Annotated in this window: 13 protein-coding genes; 5 read left to right on the top strand and 8 right to left on the bottom strand. The window is 49.6% G+C overall.

Features of this window, described 5'->3' with window-relative positions:
* Window positions 1-205: 205 nt before the first annotated feature.
* The 6 genes from BR86_RS0112940 to BR86_RS0112915 form a co-directional block, all read right to left on the bottom strand.
* Window positions 206-1,234, bottom strand: a complete 1,029-nt coding sequence (locus tag BR86_RS0112940; RefSeq protein ID WP_031474548.1) for a hydroxyacid dehydrogenase — start codon at window positions 1,232-1,234, stop codon at window positions 206-208.
* A 143-nt stretch (window positions 1,235-1,377) separates the two neighbouring features.
* A complete protein-coding gene (locus tag BR86_RS0112935) occupies window positions 1,378-2,079 on the bottom strand; it encodes an RraA family protein (protein ID WP_031474546.1) in 702 nt (233 codons plus the stop codon).
* A gap of 154 nt (window positions 2,080-2,233) precedes the next feature.
* The gene (locus tag BR86_RS0112930; protein ID WP_031474544.1) at window positions 2,234-3,373 is read right to left on the bottom strand and encodes an amidohydrolase family protein; all 1,140 of its coding nucleotides are present in this window, start codon (window positions 3,371-3,373) and stop codon (window positions 2,234-2,236) included.
* A gap of 202 nt (window positions 3,374-3,575) precedes the next feature.
* Window positions 3,576-5,102 carry a tripartite tricarboxylate transporter permease gene (locus BR86_RS0112925; protein ID WP_031474542.1) on the bottom strand — a complete coding sequence of 509 codons (1,527 nt, stop codon included), beginning with the start codon at window positions 5,100-5,102 and terminating at the stop codon, window positions 3,576-3,578.
* An 18-nt stretch (window positions 5,103-5,120) separates the two neighbouring features.
* Window positions 5,121-5,591, bottom strand: a complete 471-nt coding sequence (locus BR86_RS0112920) for a tripartite tricarboxylate transporter TctB family protein (RefSeq protein ID WP_031474540.1) — start codon at window positions 5,589-5,591, stop codon at window positions 5,121-5,123.
* Between the two features lie 178 nt (window positions 5,592-5,769).
* Window positions 5,770-6,840: a tripartite tricarboxylate transporter substrate binding protein gene (locus BR86_RS0112915; RefSeq protein WP_031474538.1), complete on the bottom strand. Its 1,071-nt coding sequence runs from the start codon at window positions 6,838-6,840 to the stop codon at window positions 5,770-5,772.
* A gap of 447 nt (window positions 6,841-7,287) precedes the next feature.
* On the opposite strand from BR86_RS0112915, the gene BR86_RS0112910 reads away from it, so the two are divergent.
* Window positions 7,288-7,782, top strand: coding sequence for a YcxB family protein (locus BR86_RS0112910; RefSeq protein ID WP_031474536.1), 495 nt, complete (start codon window positions 7,288-7,290; stop codon window positions 7,780-7,782).
* 374 nt (window positions 7,783-8,156) lie between these two features.
* Window positions 8,157-9,125 carry a LysR family transcriptional regulator gene (locus BR86_RS0112905; RefSeq protein ID WP_031474535.1) on the top strand — a complete coding sequence of 323 codons (969 nt, stop codon included), beginning with the start codon at window positions 8,157-8,159 and terminating at the stop codon, window positions 9,123-9,125.
* Window positions 9,126-9,335: 210 nt separating this feature from the next.
* Here the strand turns inward: BR86_RS0112905 and glnA are convergent, their stop codons facing one another.
* Entirely contained in the window at window positions 9,336-10,760 is a 1,425-nt protein-coding gene (glnA, locus tag BR86_RS0112900; RefSeq protein ID WP_031474533.1) for a type I glutamate--ammonia ligase, read from the bottom strand.
* A 325-nt stretch (window positions 10,761-11,085) separates the two neighbouring features.
* On the opposite strand from glnA, the gene BR86_RS0112895 reads away from it, so the two are divergent.
* The 3 genes from BR86_RS0112895 (at window position 11,086) to fsa (ending at window position 14,896) form a co-directional block, all read left to right on the top strand.
* The gene (locus BR86_RS0112895) at window positions 11,086-12,111 is read left to right on the top strand and encodes an alpha/beta hydrolase (RefSeq protein ID WP_051684814.1); all 1,026 of its coding nucleotides are present in this window, start codon (window positions 11,086-11,088) and stop codon (window positions 12,109-12,111) included.
* Between the two features lie 27 nt (window positions 12,112-12,138).
* Window positions 12,139-13,959, top strand: a complete 1,821-nt coding sequence (locus BR86_RS0112890) for an alpha/beta hydrolase family protein (protein ID WP_031474529.1) — start codon at window positions 12,139-12,141, stop codon at window positions 13,957-13,959.
* Window positions 13,960-14,239: 280 nt separating this feature from the next.
* The gene (gene fsa / locus BR86_RS0112885; protein ID WP_031474527.1) at window positions 14,240-14,896 is read left to right on the top strand and encodes a fructose-6-phosphate aldolase; all 657 of its coding nucleotides are present in this window, start codon (window positions 14,240-14,242) and stop codon (window positions 14,894-14,896) included.
* Window positions 14,897-15,680: 784 nt separating this feature from the next.
* Here the strand turns inward: fsa and BR86_RS0112880 are convergent.
* Window positions 15,681-16,598 carry a hypothetical protein gene (locus BR86_RS0112880; protein ID WP_031474525.1) on the bottom strand — a complete coding sequence of 306 codons (918 nt, stop codon included), beginning with the start codon at window positions 16,596-16,598 and terminating at the stop codon, window positions 15,681-15,683.
* Between the last annotated feature and the right edge of the window lie 490 nt (window positions 16,599-17,088).

The raw sequence follows: 17,088 nt of genomic DNA, 5'->3' as shown, positions 1-17,088 counted from the left end.
AATGCAGAGCTCGTTCCTGTGAAATAAAAAAATCCCGCGCTTCCGTCTCGCAGCATGAGATCGGAAGCACAGGATTCCGGTACCCCGGCTTTTGCGAATGCCAAAGCCGGGGTACACATTATTCAAATCATATGGTCTCTAAAGGAGGGTTCAACCATATTCGGATATAAACGGCGTGCGCATCACGCGAAGCCTTACGATGTCATCAGAAATCGAACATGCCTGCCGGCTTTGTGTTCGGCTTCTTTACGTCATCATAAGTCGGTGCTGTCTCATAATCGATCTGCGGGATCGGCCATGTCGGGTTCTTGCCCTCGTAGCACTCATTTACACCCATTGCAGCAAAGTAGGAAGCTCTGTGAGCTGCCTCTACGGTGTTGCCGCCGATGTGCGGATACATGATAACATTGTCCAGTGTAAGAAGCGGGTTCTTCGGATCTACCGGCTCCTGCTTCAGAGCGTCGATACCTGCACCTGCGATGATGCCGTCGCGGCATGCCTCGTACAGAGCATCCTCGTCAACCAGAGCACCGCGTGCTGTATTGATCAGGAATGCGGTATCCTTCATCTGCTTCAGGCGATCCATGGTGATCATGCCCTTTGTGACAGATGTGGACGGAGCATGCAGGGATACGTAATCAGACTCGTTGAAGATGCGGTCAATATCACGAACAACCTCAACGCCATCCGGGAAATCCTTCGCCGGCTTGTACGGATCGTAAGCCAGAACGTTCATCTCAAGCGCAAGCGCTCTCTTGGCAACACGGCTTCCGATGTTTCCGCAGCCGATCAGACCAAGGGTCTTTCCGTTCAGAGTGTTCTTTCTGACCTTCAGTTTTGCCTTGTAGAAATCGTCTACCCATGTCTTGTGAAGAACCGTAACGTTGCGGCTCATCTCGAACATAAGAAGAAGTGCTGTCTCTGCTACGGATGTGCTGTTTGCAACCGGTGCATACAGAGTCTGAACGCCCATCTCACGGCAAGTGTCAAGGTCTACGGTATCGTAGCCTGCACCGTGACGAACAAGGCACTTCAGGTTCGGGTTTGCCTTCAGCACTTCTCTTGTCATCTTTGTGATACGAACGATAATCGCATCCGGCTGATACTCCTCGAAATCTGCCTTAACATCCTCAGACTCGAAGCCGCGGCCCTTGATCAGTGTATGACCGGCATCTCTCAGAAGCTGCTCGCCCTCTTCCATGATTTCCTGCGGTAAAAGAATTTTCCAACCCATAATTTAACCTCTCTCAATGTGTGTTTGTCATGTTCACTGTATTCCGTTATCCCCGGAAGGCGGCATTCCTTTACGCCGTCTTCTGAAGATCCGTATTTTTTGAAAATGTTGCCGTTCGGGAAATCCCGTGGAATCCGCTCCGATCAGTTCTCGTATACGCCGTCGATAATCTCGAATTCCTTGTCAGCCAGAGTCTTGTTGACCCAGTCACGGTTGATGGTGCCTGCCTTGGTCTTTTCCAGCTTGCCGCCGTCAGCCTCCATGAATGCCTGAGCCTTCGGGAGAACTTCCGCTGCGTCATTTCTCGGGATGCAGATGATACCATCCGGATCTGCCAGAATGATATCGCCCGGGTTTACGCTGATACCGCCGCAGGAGATCGGAACGTTGATTTCGCCCGGACCCTCTTTGTACGGGCCGCCCGGAGTTGTGCCGGTAGCGTATACCGGGAAGTCCCACTTGCCAATCTCATCGATGTCACGGATCGGGCCGTCCAGGATGATACCGGCGATCTTCTTCTGAAGATACAGATAAGCCATCATAACCTCACCCATCAGTGCACGGGTGTTGTCCTCTTCGTTGGATACAACCAGAACATCGCCTTCCTGGCAGAAGTTCAGTGCTGCGTGAAGAGCCAAGTTATCACCGGCACGGCATTTTACGGTGTAAGCCGGTCCGCACATCATCTGAGCCTTCGGGCTGGATACCAGATGAATTCTCGGATTCATTGCGCAGCTGCGTCCCATAACGTCTGCGGTATTGGAAGCCGGGATCTTCTTGAATTCCTCGATGAGCTTCGGATCCGGCATATTTCTCTTCAGATAGATTCTCTTTCCTACTGACATAATTGTTCTCCTTTTAGATAATTCGGATTCGTGCAAGACGCATCCGGTATTCTGTGCTTGTTTTCTTATATCCGATATGTTACTCTTCCGTCTTCTCAAATTCAAACAGTGTAAAATTGAGTTTTTAACAAACAATATTTGTTAAGAGATCCCATCAGAATGTCACATCGCGGTGTACCATCTCTCCGTCTTTTACGGTCAGCACCGGCTGATACACCAGATGTCCGGTCAGGATATTCTGATCCGGATGGCCGAAAGAGCGGTCGCCGAAGACATTTTCCTTCTCCACCGGACGATATACTGCGATGTCCGCAGGATGGCCGACGGTCAGCGATCCGATCTGATCTTCCATCCCCATATGTCTTGCCGGATTGATGGTGCAGCGGCGGATAATCTCATAGAACGGAATGCCGAGAGCCGCATACTTGGAGATCTGCATCGCCATATTGAAGGAAGTCGGTCTCAGATGCATGCTCAGATGCGTCAGATCCGAAGCGATCATATCCGGAAGGAAGCCTTCCTCGATTGCCGTCCGAGCCACCGGGAGACCGAAATGTTCCCGCGCGTCCGCCGTCTCAAAGATGACGCCGCGTTCCCGCGCCCGGTAGGCCGCTTCAATGACCTTTCCGTCCTGAACGAGACTGGAGCCTTTGTTCATATACATATGGGTGATGACATCACCCGGGCGGAGAATTTCCAGCAGCTCCGAGAGTTCTGCCGGCGGATCCGTACAGTGAACCATCACCGACACGCCGAGATGTTCCGCCACCTGAACGGTTTTCTTCAGCGGCTCATATCCCATATCTTTCACAATGAACCTGCTGGTGCGAAGCTTCAGACCCAGAAGCTCATCGCCGTATTGTTCGAAGCAGGCGCGGAGTTTTCCCTCATCGATATGATCCGGCGCCACATCCTCCGGTGTAGGCAGGGACTGAAGACCGGTGGTGCAGACATTGACATAGGCCCTGATCCGGACTTTATCCATCTGAATAAACGGACGGTACATGTGATAATTTGCCGGCCCCGAGCTTCCTGCATCCACCACCGTGGTCACGCCGGCGCCGAAGCAGGCGCTTGCCGCCGGAAGGCCGATATTGGCCAGAGGCCACACGTGGGCGTGATGATCAACCAGTCCCGGTGTGACATAGCATCCTGCCGCATCGATCGTATTGATGGTGTCTTCCGGAAGATCCGGTCCGACTGCCTTGATTCGGCTTCCCTCCACCATGACATCCATAACCCCGTCGATGTTGTTCGCCGGGTCAATGACGTGTCCGTTTTTGATTACTAACATAAAATGTCCTTTCTATAATTAAGAAGGTGACAAATCCATGCAGCAACAATGCCGCATGGACGCAACAACGGGCCCGGAAAAACCGGGCCCGAAAGCATATCATGCTGCAAACTGCCCATGATCTCAATTATGCTTCATATGATGATTACGTATCAGATGATTCGCCGTTCCGCGGGACGCCAATTTCCGCAGATTTGTTTCGTCAGCCTTCCTCTTCGGAAGTATCGACTTCCTCGCCCTTCGCAGCGGCTGCCTTCTTCTCCTGAAGATTCTTGCGAACCGTCCAGGTAACGGAAACCAGACCGACGATCAGGAACGCCGCAGAGATCGGTCTCTGCAGGAAGATCATCCAGCTTCCGTGGCTCGCCTGGAGTGCCTGACGAAGATTCTCCTCCAGCATGGATCCGAGGATGAATCCGATGATCAGCGGAGTGGACGGAACCTTCAGTTTCTTGAAGAGCAGTCCGAGAAGTCCGAAGAACAGGATACACTGTACATCAAATACACGGCTTCCCGCGCTGTATCCGCCGACGCAGCACATTACCATGATGATCGGAAGAAGGATGTGCTTCGGAATATCAAGGAGTTTTACAAAGATCGGAAGACCGAGTCTTTCGAAGATCAGCATGAACACGGAGGACACGATCAGGGCAAAATAGATGCCGTAAACGTACTGTCCGGATTTGTCAAAGATCAGCGGACCCGGGCTGATCGCATGAACCTGCAGACCGCCGAGGAATACCGCCGCTACGGTGTTGCCCGGGATACCCATGCACAGAAGCGGAACAAGGGAACCGCCGATAACGGCATTGTTTGCCGCCTCAGAAGCGATGACACCATCGATGATACCGGTTCCGAACTTCTCCGGATACTTGGATGTGTTCCGGATCAGAGTATAAGAGAGAAGACCTGCGGTCGATCCGCCGATACCCGGAAGGATACCGATTGCGATACCGATGATGGAAGAGATCACCGCATTCGGGATCTGCTCTATGAATTCCTTCATGGATACGCCATATCCCTTCAGGCTGTATCCCTTCTTCTGGAATCTTTCACTCAGATGCTTGCGGTCAAAACCGGTCAGAATGATATCGGTTACCGCAAATACACCGATCAGAAGAACCGTGATATCAAAACCGGAAAGAAGCTGATAGTTGCCGAATGTGAATCTTGTCTGCGCGTCGATCGGCGCCATGCCGACCATCTTCAGCGAGATACCCACCAGTCCCGCGATCAGTCCGTTCAGCATATCCTTACCGGAAAGAGACGCGATGATGGTCAGAGAAAATACCGCTACCGAGAAATAGTCCGCTGCCGAGAAAAGCAGGCAGACCTTCGCAAGGAACGGGGAAATAAATGCCAGCGCCACGATACCGATGATCGATCCGATGAAAGAATACAGAATTCCGACACCGAGAGCCCGTCCGGCATCACCGCGCTCCGCCATCGGGCCGCCGTCAAATACCGTGGAGATGGAAGACGGTGTTCCCGGAATCTTCAGAAGGATCGCGGAGATCAGACCGCCGGAGATTCCTCCCATATAAAGACCTACCAGAAGTGCGATACCGTTCGTTGCCTCCATTCCGAACGTGAGCGGAAGGAAGAGAACTACTGCCATGGTTGCGGACAGACCTGGAATCGATCCGAAGATGATTCCGATCATGGTTCCGAACCAGATCAGGAAGAGACAGTAGGGATTAAATACATTGACCAATGCCTGTGCTACCATTCGTTATATCCCTCCTTCTCAGAATCCGAAGACGCCCTGCGGAAGCGGCATCTGGATCACATACGCAAACAGAAGATCAACTGCCAGCGGAACCGCAACGGCGATAACCGCGAACAGAACCGGTTTACGATTGGTATTGTCGCTGAGCCAGAGAATCTGCGCGAACAGATAGACGGCGGAGGACAGAACGAAGCCTACCGGCTGGAACATTGCCATATACAGCAGCATCAGGACAATGGTGCCGATACCGCCGATCAGATCATCGTCGCTCTTCGGTTTGATATTGTCTGTAGGTACTTTTCTGGTCAGTGTGATGATCAGTTTCGCGACGGAAACAACGATCATACATCCGGCAATAAACATCGGCACATAGCCGGAACCAACATCCGACGCGATCGTCTTTCTGATTCCCACGGCACAGCTCATCATAAACGCGCCGAATGCAAGAAAGATCACGGATGTAAGCAGGTCTCTCTGCTTATTCGTCATTGTTTTCTCCTTTCTTATAGCCTGCACAAACTGACATCACTTCTGTGCTGTGTCTTTCATGTCAGGTCGCTAAAAAAAGTCTTTCTATCTCACTCTTTTTAAAATCCCCCGGAACTGAACTTCAGTCCCGGAGGATCTACAGTTACTCAAAATAGGTTTTCGTCAGACCGGATATGAATTACTGAGCCATCGCTGCCTTCAGCTCTTCAACCTCTGCCTTGTCTTCCTTGCCTGTGGTCTCTGCATCTCTGTAGAGCGGAGCTGCGTGATAAGTAGCAAGCGTTTTCTTGAATTCCTCCGACTCGGCAACTTCCTTACAAGCAGCGGACAGCTTATCTACAATCGCCTGATCAGCGCCTGCCGGGAACTTAACCTCATACTTCTTTGTGGACTTGCAGTCATAACCCTGCTCTTTCAGAGTCTTCACGTCTACACCGTCCATCGGCTTGTCGGAAAATACGCCGAGAGCGATGACATCACCCTTTTCTATGTAGTCTTCGACATTCATGTAGTTGACAGCGATCAGGTCAACCTGTCCTCCGAGGAATGCCGCAAGTCGGTCGCCTGCTGCCGTGCCGACATCGATGTTGTCAAACTGAACTCCGGCAGCTTTCTCGAGAGAGGTTCCGACATACTGCGTTGTGGAACCGAATACAGTAGAGTAGCGAACGACGCCCGGATTTGCCTTTGCATCGGCAAGCATATCCTCCAGATTGTTCCATCCGCGGCTGTACTGCTTGTAAGAGCCGTTCGGAGAAAGCGCTACCAGAGTGTAGGTTGCATCTTCCGCAACGGTACATACGTTTGTAAAGTTATCGGTGTAGGAGAAATCTGCAGTTCCCATTGCTTCCTGAACCAGCGCTGCACCGGTATGTGTGAAGAAAATGTTGTAGCCGTCCGGGGCCTTGCTCATAACGTCCTTTGCCGCTACCAGACCGGAACCGCCGGTAAGGTTCGTGATGACGAAGTTCTGTCCGAGCTTCTCGCCGACTGCCTGGAACAGAGCACGGCAGTAAGTATCGGTATCACCGCCCGCGCTGTACGGAAGCGTTACGGTTACCGCCTTCTTCGGCCAATCGGTTGTTGCGCCTGCGCCCGCATCTGCAGCCTTGGACGCTTCTGCTGCCTTGGTCTCAGCTGCCGCAGCAGTGGTAGCCGGAGCAGAGCCCGCAGAGTTCGCGTTTGCGCAGCCTGCAAGAGTTGCTGCGGTCATTGCTGCTGTGAGTAAAGCTGCCAATGTTTTCTTCATAAAAAGTACTCCCTTCGTTTTTTGGAACAAAAACAGTTCTGTTTCGTTCCGTTTTTTGTAAAATATTGCACCTTAAAGGTGCTTCCCCATGTATGCCTGTATGATAATTCATACAATCTCACAAAGCAAACAACCAAATTTTTTCCATGTTACAATATTTTCTTGTAGCGAACCCCGGTACGATTGATTCCATATATCTTGCATAAATATCACTTATAAAAAAGACCTTTTCCGCTACTCCACCGCGTTTTTTTTATTGCTATTCATGTATAATCTGCACAATTTCAGGCCAGCATTTTTGGATGCCGTATCGCGCTTACGGTTCTGTGCCGAAACCGCATTCGCTTTCTCATTGTATTTCCGCAATGTTTACGATATGCTTGGTAGAACACGGCTGATTACGCCCCGACCCGAAAAACGATTCCATTCATTCAGGAGGATTTTCTCATGGAGCCACTTTACAGCATTACCGAAGTCTTAAACCGGGAGGATTATCTCCGCTACAGCAACACCGTATCCGGTTCAAAAAAAATCCTTATCAATCTGTTTTCCACCGGAATCGGCATTCTGCTCTATGCCGTCTCGATTCTGAACTTCCTGAGTCAGCGGATGATTCCCGCTTTTATCTGTCTGATCGTCGGATTCATCTATCTGTATTTTTTTCACAATCTGTGGCCGAAGCTTCTGAATGCCGCCTACGACCGGACCAGAGTTCTGTATGAGACCACACAGTCACTCATCTTCTACGCGGATCACCTGGACGAAAGCTGGACCGAACTCGGCACAACGGTGACGATTCCGTACAGTGAGATCACCTCCGTTCTGGAAAACGATGAAGACATCTATCTCATGAACTCCAAAACAAACGGCGTCATCATCAAAAAGTTCCGCTGTTCTTCCGAGATGATCCGCTTCCTTCTCGGAATCGGAAAAAAGGCATAAGTCCTCAAGCGGACTTCGGCTTCCCCATTCCCTCACTCCGGAGGGAATGTTCCTGATACCATACGAAAAAGCCGGCGCACCCCAGCGCCGGCTTTTTCGTATGGTATGGTATGGTAGTACAACTATTACAGAATGGGGTGAAACAAACATTGCTTTATCGAAGAAGCGCCCGGCTCAGAAAAGAATGACCTCTGCGGCATTTTCTTCGGACACTGTCTTTCGATGGACATATCATAATCGCTCCCGTTTCACAAATCAAACATACATTTTTTGCCATTTTGACAACTTTTCTTTGTAGTTCGTGTTTACAATGGCTCATCTTATGCTATACTGTGGTTTAATTGAAATTGAGACTCCGCATCTGGAGGTATGCCATGGATATAACAAGTCTGTATTACTTTCGCGAACTGACCAAAGATCTGCACATGACCCGGACCGCAAACCGGCTCTTTATCTCACAGCAGACGCTGAGCAATCACATCATCCGTATGGAGGAAAGTCTCGGCGTAAAACTGTTTCACCGGAAACCGACCCTTTCTCTGACCTATGCCGGTGAACAGGTACTCCGCTTCGCCGACACCGTTCTGGCCGAACAGGCCAATCTGACCGACATCCTCGCGGAAGTCAAGCAGGATGACACCGGCATGATCCACCTCGGCGGAAGCACGCTCCGTCTGAATGCCTGTCTCCCGGCGATCCTTCCGTTCTTTACCGAACGCTACCCGCATGTCGAACTGCGGATCGATGACGATATCACGAAAAATCTGGAGCCGATGGTAACCGGCGGTGACCTTGACATGGCCGTCATCGCATCCACCAGCGACGATCCGAACCTGATCCAGACCGAGCTGATGAAAGATCAGATTTTCCTCTGCATTCCGCACGACCTTCTCGTGTCATATTACGGCGAAGCCGATGCGGCCGCATTGGAGGAAAAATCCATCCACGGTACGGACATCGCCGATTTTTCCCGGCTCCCGTTCATGCTCTTCAACAACAGACTCGGAAAACAGGTCCAGCACTGCTTTGATGAAGCCGGCTTTACACCGAAGCCGTATCTCACCTGTTCCTATATGCAGCTCTATCTGAGCATTGCGTTCCGCGGGCCGGCCGCATTTTACTCCACCCGCATGGCGCTTTTGTCGCGCCATCATGAGATTCCGGACAACCTGAACATTTTCCCGCTCCTTCTGAACGGCAAGCGAATGTACCAGGATCTGAATCTGATCCGGAACCGCCAGCGATATCTGACAAAATACTCCTCCTATCTGATCGAGCTGATGCAGCAGTTCTTCTCGACCGTTCAGGATACCAGGATCGCGCAGACCGCAAAAAAAGACTGAGCAAAACGAGCCGAAACACACTTCGCAAGTTTCGAGCGTTTCGCAGCAGTCGCCAGGTCCTCACCGGTGCGTGGGCTTTGGCGAGTTAGCCCCTCAAACAAAAAATGGCTCAAAGAAGCCATTTTTCGTTTGATCAAATTATTCCATTTTGAAAAGAACAGCGACAGGTCACGGCTTCTAACCATGACCTGTCGCTTTTTATGCTATCTGTCAGGCATTATAATACTTTTCAAACTCGATCGGGTTCGGTACTGTCGAGATCTCGCGGCACTCCTCACGCTTTCTCGCGATGAAATTCCGGATCAAATGCTCCGGGAATACGCCGCCTTCCAACAAATACTCGTGATCTTTTTCCAGACAGTCGAGTGCCTGCTCCAGACTGGTCGGAAGATGCTCGAGTTTTGCCTGTTCCTCCGCGGGGAGATTGAACAGGTTCACGCTGAACGGTCCCCATCCGCGGTCTCTCGGATCGATCTTCCGCCGGATTCCGTCCAGTCCCGCCATCAGCAATGCTGCCATCGCGTAATACGGGTTGCAGGTCGCATCCGGATTGCGAATCTCAAAACGGCGCACCTCCGGGCTCTTCGCATACGCCGGAATCCGGATGACCGCGCTGCGGTTTCCGGTCGCATATCCGACGGTAACCGGCGCCTCATATCCCGGCACCAGACGCTTAAACGAGTTCGTACTCGGGTTCGTGATCGCGCACAGCGATCCGATATGTTCCAGAAGTCCGCCCATAAAATAATGGGCTTCCTGACTCAGATGCGCGTCACCCTGATCATCGGAGAAGATGGTGTGTCCGTTCTTCCGGAGGATCATATGGATGTGCATGCCGCTTCCTGCTTCCCCGAAGACCGGCTTCGGCATAAAGGTCGCCGTCTTCCCGTACTTGAACGCAGTGTTGCGGATAATGTATTTCATATTCAGGACAGCATCGGCCATCGCCGGCATTGGCCCAAACTTCGGTTCCACCTCGAACTGCCCTGCCGCGCCGACTTCCGGATGATGATATTTCACCGCAATCCCGGCATCCTCCATATGCAGGCACATTTCCGAACGGCAGTCATAAGTGTCATCATACGGCTGTGTGATATGGTAATTGCCCTGCTTCGGCACGATCATTCCGGTTCCGTTGGTTCCGCTGTTCCAATGCGCGTGCTCGGTATCCATCGAGACGGCGATGGCGTCGTCCGATACCTTCCAGTTCACCTCATCAAAGAGATAGAATTCCAGTTCCGGAAGAACCAGCATCTCGTCCGCAATGCCGGTGGACTTCATATAATTCTCCGCGGCGATCGTCAGATTTCTCGGATACTGATCCAGCGGCTTATTCTCCAGGTCATCGATCACCATCGCATTTCCGCCGATGGAGAGCGTCGGTGTCTCACAGAACGGGTCCAGCATCGCCGTGTCCAGATCCGGAATAAACACCATGTCGCTCTTTTCCAGCATGGCGTATCCATAGTTCGACGCGTCAAATCCAATTCCCGATTTTACCGTGTCCTCGCAGAATCTGGATGCCGGAATCGTCACATGCCGAAGCTTTCCGTCAATGTCTACCATACGGAAATCCACCATCTTCACGCCCTGCTGCCGGATAAATTCCTGAATATCGCTGACTGTTTTTGCCATCACTTTTCCCCCTTGTTTTTATGATGATATTTTCAAAATACAATTTTTCATACAACAGAGATTTGCGCGTGTTTTATATGTCTTTATTTATATTTATCATTCAATTTAATTATATCTATCCAAGATGCACAGTCAATGAAAGCGGTGCAATCCGGTTATCGCTTGTTCCGATATCCCTTATCTTCCGGCTCGATAAGGGAGTTTGACGGCATTTATCTTTTTTCTTCATCAATTTATCAAAACAAATCACATTTTCATGACGTATTTTTGTGCATTTTATAGGTTATACTCTATGTGCAAATAAAATCTTTTAGGGAGGATGTACATGAAAAACAAGGTGTTAAAGAATCTTATGGCTCTCGGCGTCTGCGCCGCTCTGGCGTCCGCGCCCATCGTTGCATACGCTGCTCCTGCCGCTCTGGATGCCGCAGGTGAGGCAGTTGCACAGGCAAACGCAGATGCGGTCACCATTTCCATCAACAAGACAGTTCCACGCGTTGACTATGTCAGCAACATCGTTTACAAGCAGATCAACTCCGCTTCATCCCATCAGTCTTTGGTCCTGAATATGCTTCTTCCAAAACTGGAAAACAATGCTTCCGCACCGGTTGTCATGTTCGTCAAAGGAAGCGGTTTTACTGCCATGAATCTGGACGGCTTTATGCAGCAGCGGCTGTATCTGGCTCAGAAGGGCTTTGCGGTCATCGAAGTCGAGACCCGGGTTGTTCCGCAGGCAACCTTCCCGTCCCAGGTGATCGACGTGAAGGCAGCGATCCGCTACGTCCGCGCGCATGCCAAGGAGTTCAACCTCAATGTCAACAAGATCGGTATCTGGGGTGATTCTTCCGGCGGCTGGGCGGCAACGCTCACTGCCACCTCCAATGGCGTCAAGGAATTCGAGGAAGGCGACAATCTGAATTACTCCAGCAACATCGCGGCCTGCGTTGATTTCTATGGTCCGACGGATCTGCAGACCATCGGCAAGGGTCAGGGCGAAGATGTCGAAGCGTCTCACGACTCCGCATCCACCACGGAAGCCATGCTGGTAAATGGCACCGCCTTCGGCACAAACCCGGGCGGCTCCATCAATTCCGATCCGGCAAAGGCTGCGAAGGCAAACCCGATCAGCTATATCGACCGGAAAGATCCCGCATTCCTGATCTTCCACGGAACAAACGACAATCTGGTTTCCGTATACGAGTCCCAGATCCTGTATGAGAATCTGAAGAAAGCCGGTGTTCCGGCTCAGCTCGTTTACGTACAGGACGGCACGCACGGCGGCGCTGAGTTCTATCAGCCGGAAATCATGGATATGGTTGCAAACTTCTTCACGGAGAAGTTAACAAAATAATCATTTATCAGAAGAAAGGAAAACGGTATGCGAAAATCCATCAAAAAATTCCTCACCGGCCTGTTCGCTGCGGGAATGATCATTGCCGGCAGCACCACTGCCTCCGCGGCGGTACGGTTTGACAAGCTTCCGACACTGGTCTACAGCGAACTGGACGGCCTCATGAAAAAGCAGGCGGCAAAATACGTCCGCAAGGACAATGTTGTTCCGATGCTCTGGCAGGGCTTCCTCGAAATGAGTATTTCCGAAGGACGCACCGCGAAACTTTATGTTCCGGACAATACTCCTCAGGGCGCAATGTTCGTGGCAATGAACGTTCCGGCCGGACAGGACGCCGGTGAATTCATGGTGAACAGCGGCTGGAAGGCAAAAGCGGATCAGGAAGGCATCTGCCTCTTCGTTCTGGAACCGGCGGCCGGCTCCTCCTGGGGAACCCCGGCGGAGGAAGAAGCCTATGTTAAGGCAGCCCTCGGTGCAGCCCGTGCCGGGAAATGGCTCCAGCCGGGTCCGTCCATCTACCTGGTCGGCTACGGCGAGATCGGATCGCTGATTCAGAAATACGCCATGGAGAATCCGATCGCGGTTGCCGGCGCTGCATTCTTTGACGCAAGTGAGATCGACGCATCCTACCTTAAGGAAAACGGCGCCGTTTCCTTCGATACCGATACCAAGAAGTACGGCGTGACCAGAAAAGAAGTACCGGTTCCGGTCTTCCTCGCGAACGGCGCAGAGGACGGCAACACCGGAGCGGTAACCGCATACTGGACCGCTGCCGCAAATGACAAAAATGCCGTTTCCCGCTTTGCTCCGGAAGGCGCAGCCGTTCTCGCGAACTCTGTAAAGTCCGAGACAAAGGCATATAACTACGTCTCCACGGATACCACCGATGCGGCATGGGCATTTATGGATCAGTACTACCGCTACGGCGGCGGCGTACTTTCCAACGCCATCTCCTGGAAGTTTGATTACAACAAGGGCGGCGTGGAATTCCGTAGTTTCACAGACTCCAACGGCATTGACCGCCAGTATCTCGTATACATTCCGCAGGCCTACGCAGGCCAGAAGCTTCCGGTTGTTGTCGCTTACCACGGTGCTTCCACCTCCATGCGCAACTTCTTCGAGAACACTCTCTGGTACAACATTGCGGACCGCGAGGGCATCATGCTGGTATTCCCGGAGTCTTCTCTGATCCCGGTTCCGTCCACTCTCGGAGGAGGCGAGAAGAACCCGACCGCATACCGCGCGCTCTGGACCATCGAAGATCCGAGCCTGAAGCTCACCGATTACGTATACGCAAAAGATCTTCTGGACAATATCGGCCAGAATTATCCGTACGTTGCGGACACCGGTCGTATGTACTGCACCGGTCACTCCATGGGATGCATGATGACCCACTACCTCGGCAGCACCGATGTTTCCCACCGCTTCGCAGCAATGGGCGCAACATCCGGACCGCTGATGGCAAAAGAAGAAACCGGTTCTCAGGTTGTTCCGATGCTTCACACCATGGCAGAGTACGATATGTGGAGCTATGACTTAAACAAGGATTCCAGCATGGTGATCAACGCTGCCAATATGTGGCTGACCAAAAATCATCTTGCTGACGCAGAAAATGTTGACGCAGTCCGCCGGGCCGGCTACGCTGCAACCAGAAAGGACGGACGTTGGAACACTTCCGTATGGACCAACGCCAACGGTGCACCGCTTTACAAGTACATCTGGGTAAGCCAGAAGGATCACGTTAACATGCCGTCCGAGAATGAACTCCTCTGGAACACCTGGTTCAAGCACTGGAATATGTTCACCGACACCGGCATCCGCTACTATGACGGAATTGCGGTACAGTAAGCATATTTGACAGCAATGGCATCCGGCAGCACAGGGAGAATCCGTCGCATGGCTTCTCCCGCAATACAACAGACCCGATAACGAGTTGAATCAGCGGAGCATGCTTCGCCCCGCTGTGTTCATCCCGCGCCCCGTCACTCGAAGCAATCCTGTGACGGGGCATTTTATCGGTTATCGATCGGTTATCTATCGGCTTTTTCGAAAATCGTTTGATATTTCCGCGGAAATTGTGTATATTGACAAATGTTGTTGGATATTTATATCCGGAAAGGAATACATCATGAAATTTTTTATCGATACCGCAAATGTAGATGAGATCAGAGAAGCGGCAGACATGGGAATTATCTGCGGCGTCACCACCAATCCGTCCCTGATTGCAAAAGAAGGAAGAGATTACGCAGAGACTCTGAAGGAGATCACAACCATCGTTGACGGTCCGATCAGCGGAGAGGTAAAGGCTACCACAACCGACGCGGAGGGCATGATCCGCGAAGGCCGTGAGATCGCAGCGCTTCATCCGAACATGGTTGTCAAGATCCCGATGACCGCAGAAGGTCTGAAGGCCATCAAAGTTCTGAATTCCGAGGGCATCAAGACAAACTGCACACTGATCTTCACTGCAAACCAGGCTCTTCTGGCTGCAAGAGCGGGCGCAACCTACGTTTCCCCGTTCCTCGGAAGACTGGATGACATTTCCACAACCGGAATCGATCTGATCTATGATATTGTAGAGATCTTTGCGAACTATGAGGACATCGATACTCAGATCATCTGCGCATCCGTCCGCAACCCGCTTCACATCATCGAGTGTGCGAAGTCCGGCGCAGACATCGCTACCGTTCCGTTCAAGGTTCTGATGCAGATGATGAATCATCCGCTGACCGACGCCGGAATCGAGAAGTTCAAGGAAGATTACACCAAGGTATTTGGCGAGTAAGCGGTTCATCTATATAAATAAACTCACTTTTCGCCAAAGTGTTACTAAATGCTAAAAATTTTTAAAATCTAAACTTCTGTGCATCATCAGATGATTTCAGGTAATTAGATAGTTCTAAGCATTTTTTTGATAAAACAGCCCTGACTAATAAGTCTTTACATTTAAGAATAGCCTTCAATCAGTTACGATTGGAGGCTATTCTTTATGTTATGAAGACTATTTTTCTTATATGTCTAATTGTTGCTTTTTCTTTGTGTCAAATTCTGTTCAAGTAATAATCTCCATATCTAAGAGTTCTTTTAATTCTTTTAGTTGCTCCACTGCACTTTTATCAGATAAAACTGCTTTTGGGGCTTGTCTGTTAAATATACTTCCTTGATCACTTCTTTTAATCTCATCAAGAGCGTCATGTACACAATTGTATATATTAAGTGAAAAATATGTTTTAACACCAAAATTTTAGGTCTCTTTGAATGTACCTATACAGACTGTCCCTATCCCAATGGAGGTTATCCTTGAAAACTTAATAGTACAAGTATCTTTTTGCGCTATATATAGTATTTGCAAGCGACTTGCAAATATAATCGGAAATCATCGATACACATCGTTATTCATCTGTCAGGCAGGCGCGAACCCAAACACTATCACTTATCGTACAAAGACGAAAAAGATTTCCGAAAATACTGTCTTCACATCTTCGCTTCTCTAAAGCTATCATGAAATGCCTCAAAGAATAATGGTAGCACGAGCGGGCAATGCATCTCAAAAAACTGCGGCATCCAATTTACTTTTTTAGAACATTTCCTGTAATCTTAAAAAACTTTCCCAATCCCTCGTCCATCACGGAACTCTTATCAAACGTTACATGGCCAAAATTGCCGAAGTCAACCGTAATTTTTTCCCATGTATTATAGTACTGATCGTCTAAAGCAAGAATCGCATCCGTTATGGTGCCGACCGATGTTTCTGCTGCTGCATCCAATGGAACCTGAATCTTTGCCCCCTCGTTAATCTTTGAAATATCCGATACAATCTTTAGATTCGAGCCATCAAAGGAAACATCCGTGATCGTCTGTCCTTCCATCATTTCTCCACGAAGTGCTTCTTTAACAGCATTTATAAGTTCATCCGGCTGTACAGTTCCCGCATTTGGATCGGCTTCTGCCTTAATTTCTTCTCCAGTCTCTAAATCAAAGAATTGATCTGCCAGTTCCAAACCAGTACCAATCAGATTTGCATCATTCTCTTCACCTTTTGTCCACTCAGTGGTTTTTGCTTCTACCTTTCCAAACATAGTCTTAATCTTAGTAGTTGTCTTTAATCCAAAGTTGACAATAAAATGAATGTCACTGTCATCAGTAATATATGCTTTGGCATAATCAACAGCATAATTAGATGCGGGCGTGCCGTTGGAAACTCGAACCATTTTCCATTTGCCAGTTTTCTCATTTTTAGCTATGCTTCCCGGTTCTCCAATATCGTACTTCTCTTTCAGGTCTTTCCGCAAAGCTTCTAAATCCATCTGTGACGAGCCTGTTTCTAACGAAGCAGTCTCTACTTCAATTGTACTTGCAGCTGTTGTTTCTGCCTGTACCGCCGATGAATCATCTGATTTTTTTCCATTTCCACAACCAAATAAACTAAGAGAAATTACTGCCCCCATGATCAAAATACTTTTACATGACACTTTTTGACGTTTCATAATTTCCTCCTATAATTAGAATAAATTTCATAAACTATGATAGTCTATTTAAAAACGTAGTTCAAGGTTCATTTCAGCAATCCTTACGCCTGGCATATGTCTGTTCATGAAAGATGAAATCAAGCTTGCAATCATTTTACCAAAAAAAAGAAGGCAGGAAATATCCCAATGTCATTAAGTTAAGATGACAGAAATAAGAGTTCTATATCTTAAGTGATATAGGGCTCTTTTTTTATATAAATACTTGACATGTTTCAAAAAATGTGCGGCCGCTTTCGCTACTGATTAGTTTTAATGTAGCGAAAGCGGCCCTTGAAATTGTAAGCATAATTCTCAATTTCAAGGAGGCGCACATGAATCCAAAACAAGTAAAAGATTTATTGGTTGACAAAATAAAGCTGGTTTCAGCAAATGCTAAGTCGTTCTGTATTGATTCTGATAAGAACTTTTCAAGAAAAAGAAAGCTGACTATGGAGAAAATCATAACCGG

The sequence above is a fragment of the [Clostridium] aminophilum DSM 10710 genome (assembly GCF_000711825.1).
In the GTDB taxonomy this organism is placed as follows: domain Bacteria; phylum Bacillota; class Clostridia; order Lachnospirales; family Lachnospiraceae; genus Clostridium_R; species Clostridium_R aminophilum.
The sequence above is the reverse complement of the archived record's forward strand: the minus strand, read 5'-3'. Positions and strand labels throughout refer to the sequence as shown.

What these genes read in the sequence shown, in the direction of transcription:
- BR86_RS0112940 (WP_031474548.1), bottom strand. Translation starts at nt 1,234, where the DNA reads ATGGGTTGGAAAATTCTTTTACCGCAGGAAATCATGGAAGAGGGCGAG.
- BR86_RS0112895 (WP_051684814.1), top strand. Translation starts at nt 11,086, where the DNA reads ATGAAAAACAAGGTGTTAAAGAATCTTATGGCTCTCGGCGTCTGCGCC.
- BR86_RS0112920 (WP_031474540.1), bottom strand. Translation starts at nt 5,591, where the DNA reads ATGACGAATAAGCAGAGAGACCTGCTTACATCCGTGATCTTTCTTGCA.
- BR86_RS0112890 (WP_031474529.1), top strand. Translation starts at nt 12,139, where the DNA reads ATGCGAAAATCCATCAAAAAATTCCTCACCGGCCTGTTCGCTGCGGGA.
- BR86_RS0112880 (WP_031474525.1), bottom strand. Translation starts at nt 16,598, where the DNA reads ATGAAACGTCAAAAAGTGTCATGTAAAAGTATTTTGATCATGGGGGCA.
- fsa (WP_031474527.1), top strand. Translation starts at nt 14,240, where the DNA reads ATGAAATTTTTTATCGATACCGCAAATGTAGATGAGATCAGAGAAGCG.
- BR86_RS0112925 (WP_031474542.1), bottom strand. Translation starts at nt 5,102, where the DNA reads ATGGTAGCACAGGCATTGGTCAATGTATTTAATCCCTACTGTCTCTTC.
- BR86_RS0112930 (WP_031474544.1), bottom strand. Translation starts at nt 3,373, where the DNA reads ATGTTAGTAATCAAAAACGGACACGTCATTGACCCGGCGAACAACATC.
- BR86_RS0112910 (WP_031474536.1), top strand. Translation starts at nt 7,288, where the DNA reads ATGGAGCCACTTTACAGCATTACCGAAGTCTTAAACCGGGAGGATTAT.
- BR86_RS0112905 (WP_031474535.1), top strand. Translation starts at nt 8,157, where the DNA reads ATGGATATAACAAGTCTGTATTACTTTCGCGAACTGACCAAAGATCTG.
- BR86_RS0112935 (WP_031474546.1), bottom strand. Translation starts at nt 2,079, where the DNA reads ATGTCAGTAGGAAAGAGAATCTATCTGAAGAGAAATATGCCGGATCCG.
- glnA (WP_031474533.1), bottom strand. Translation starts at nt 10,760, where the DNA reads ATGGCAAAAACAGTCAGCGATATTCAGGAATTTATCCGGCAGCAGGGC.
- BR86_RS0112915 (WP_031474538.1), bottom strand. Translation starts at nt 6,840, where the DNA reads ATGAAGAAAACATTGGCAGCTTTACTCACAGCAGCAATGACCGCAGCA.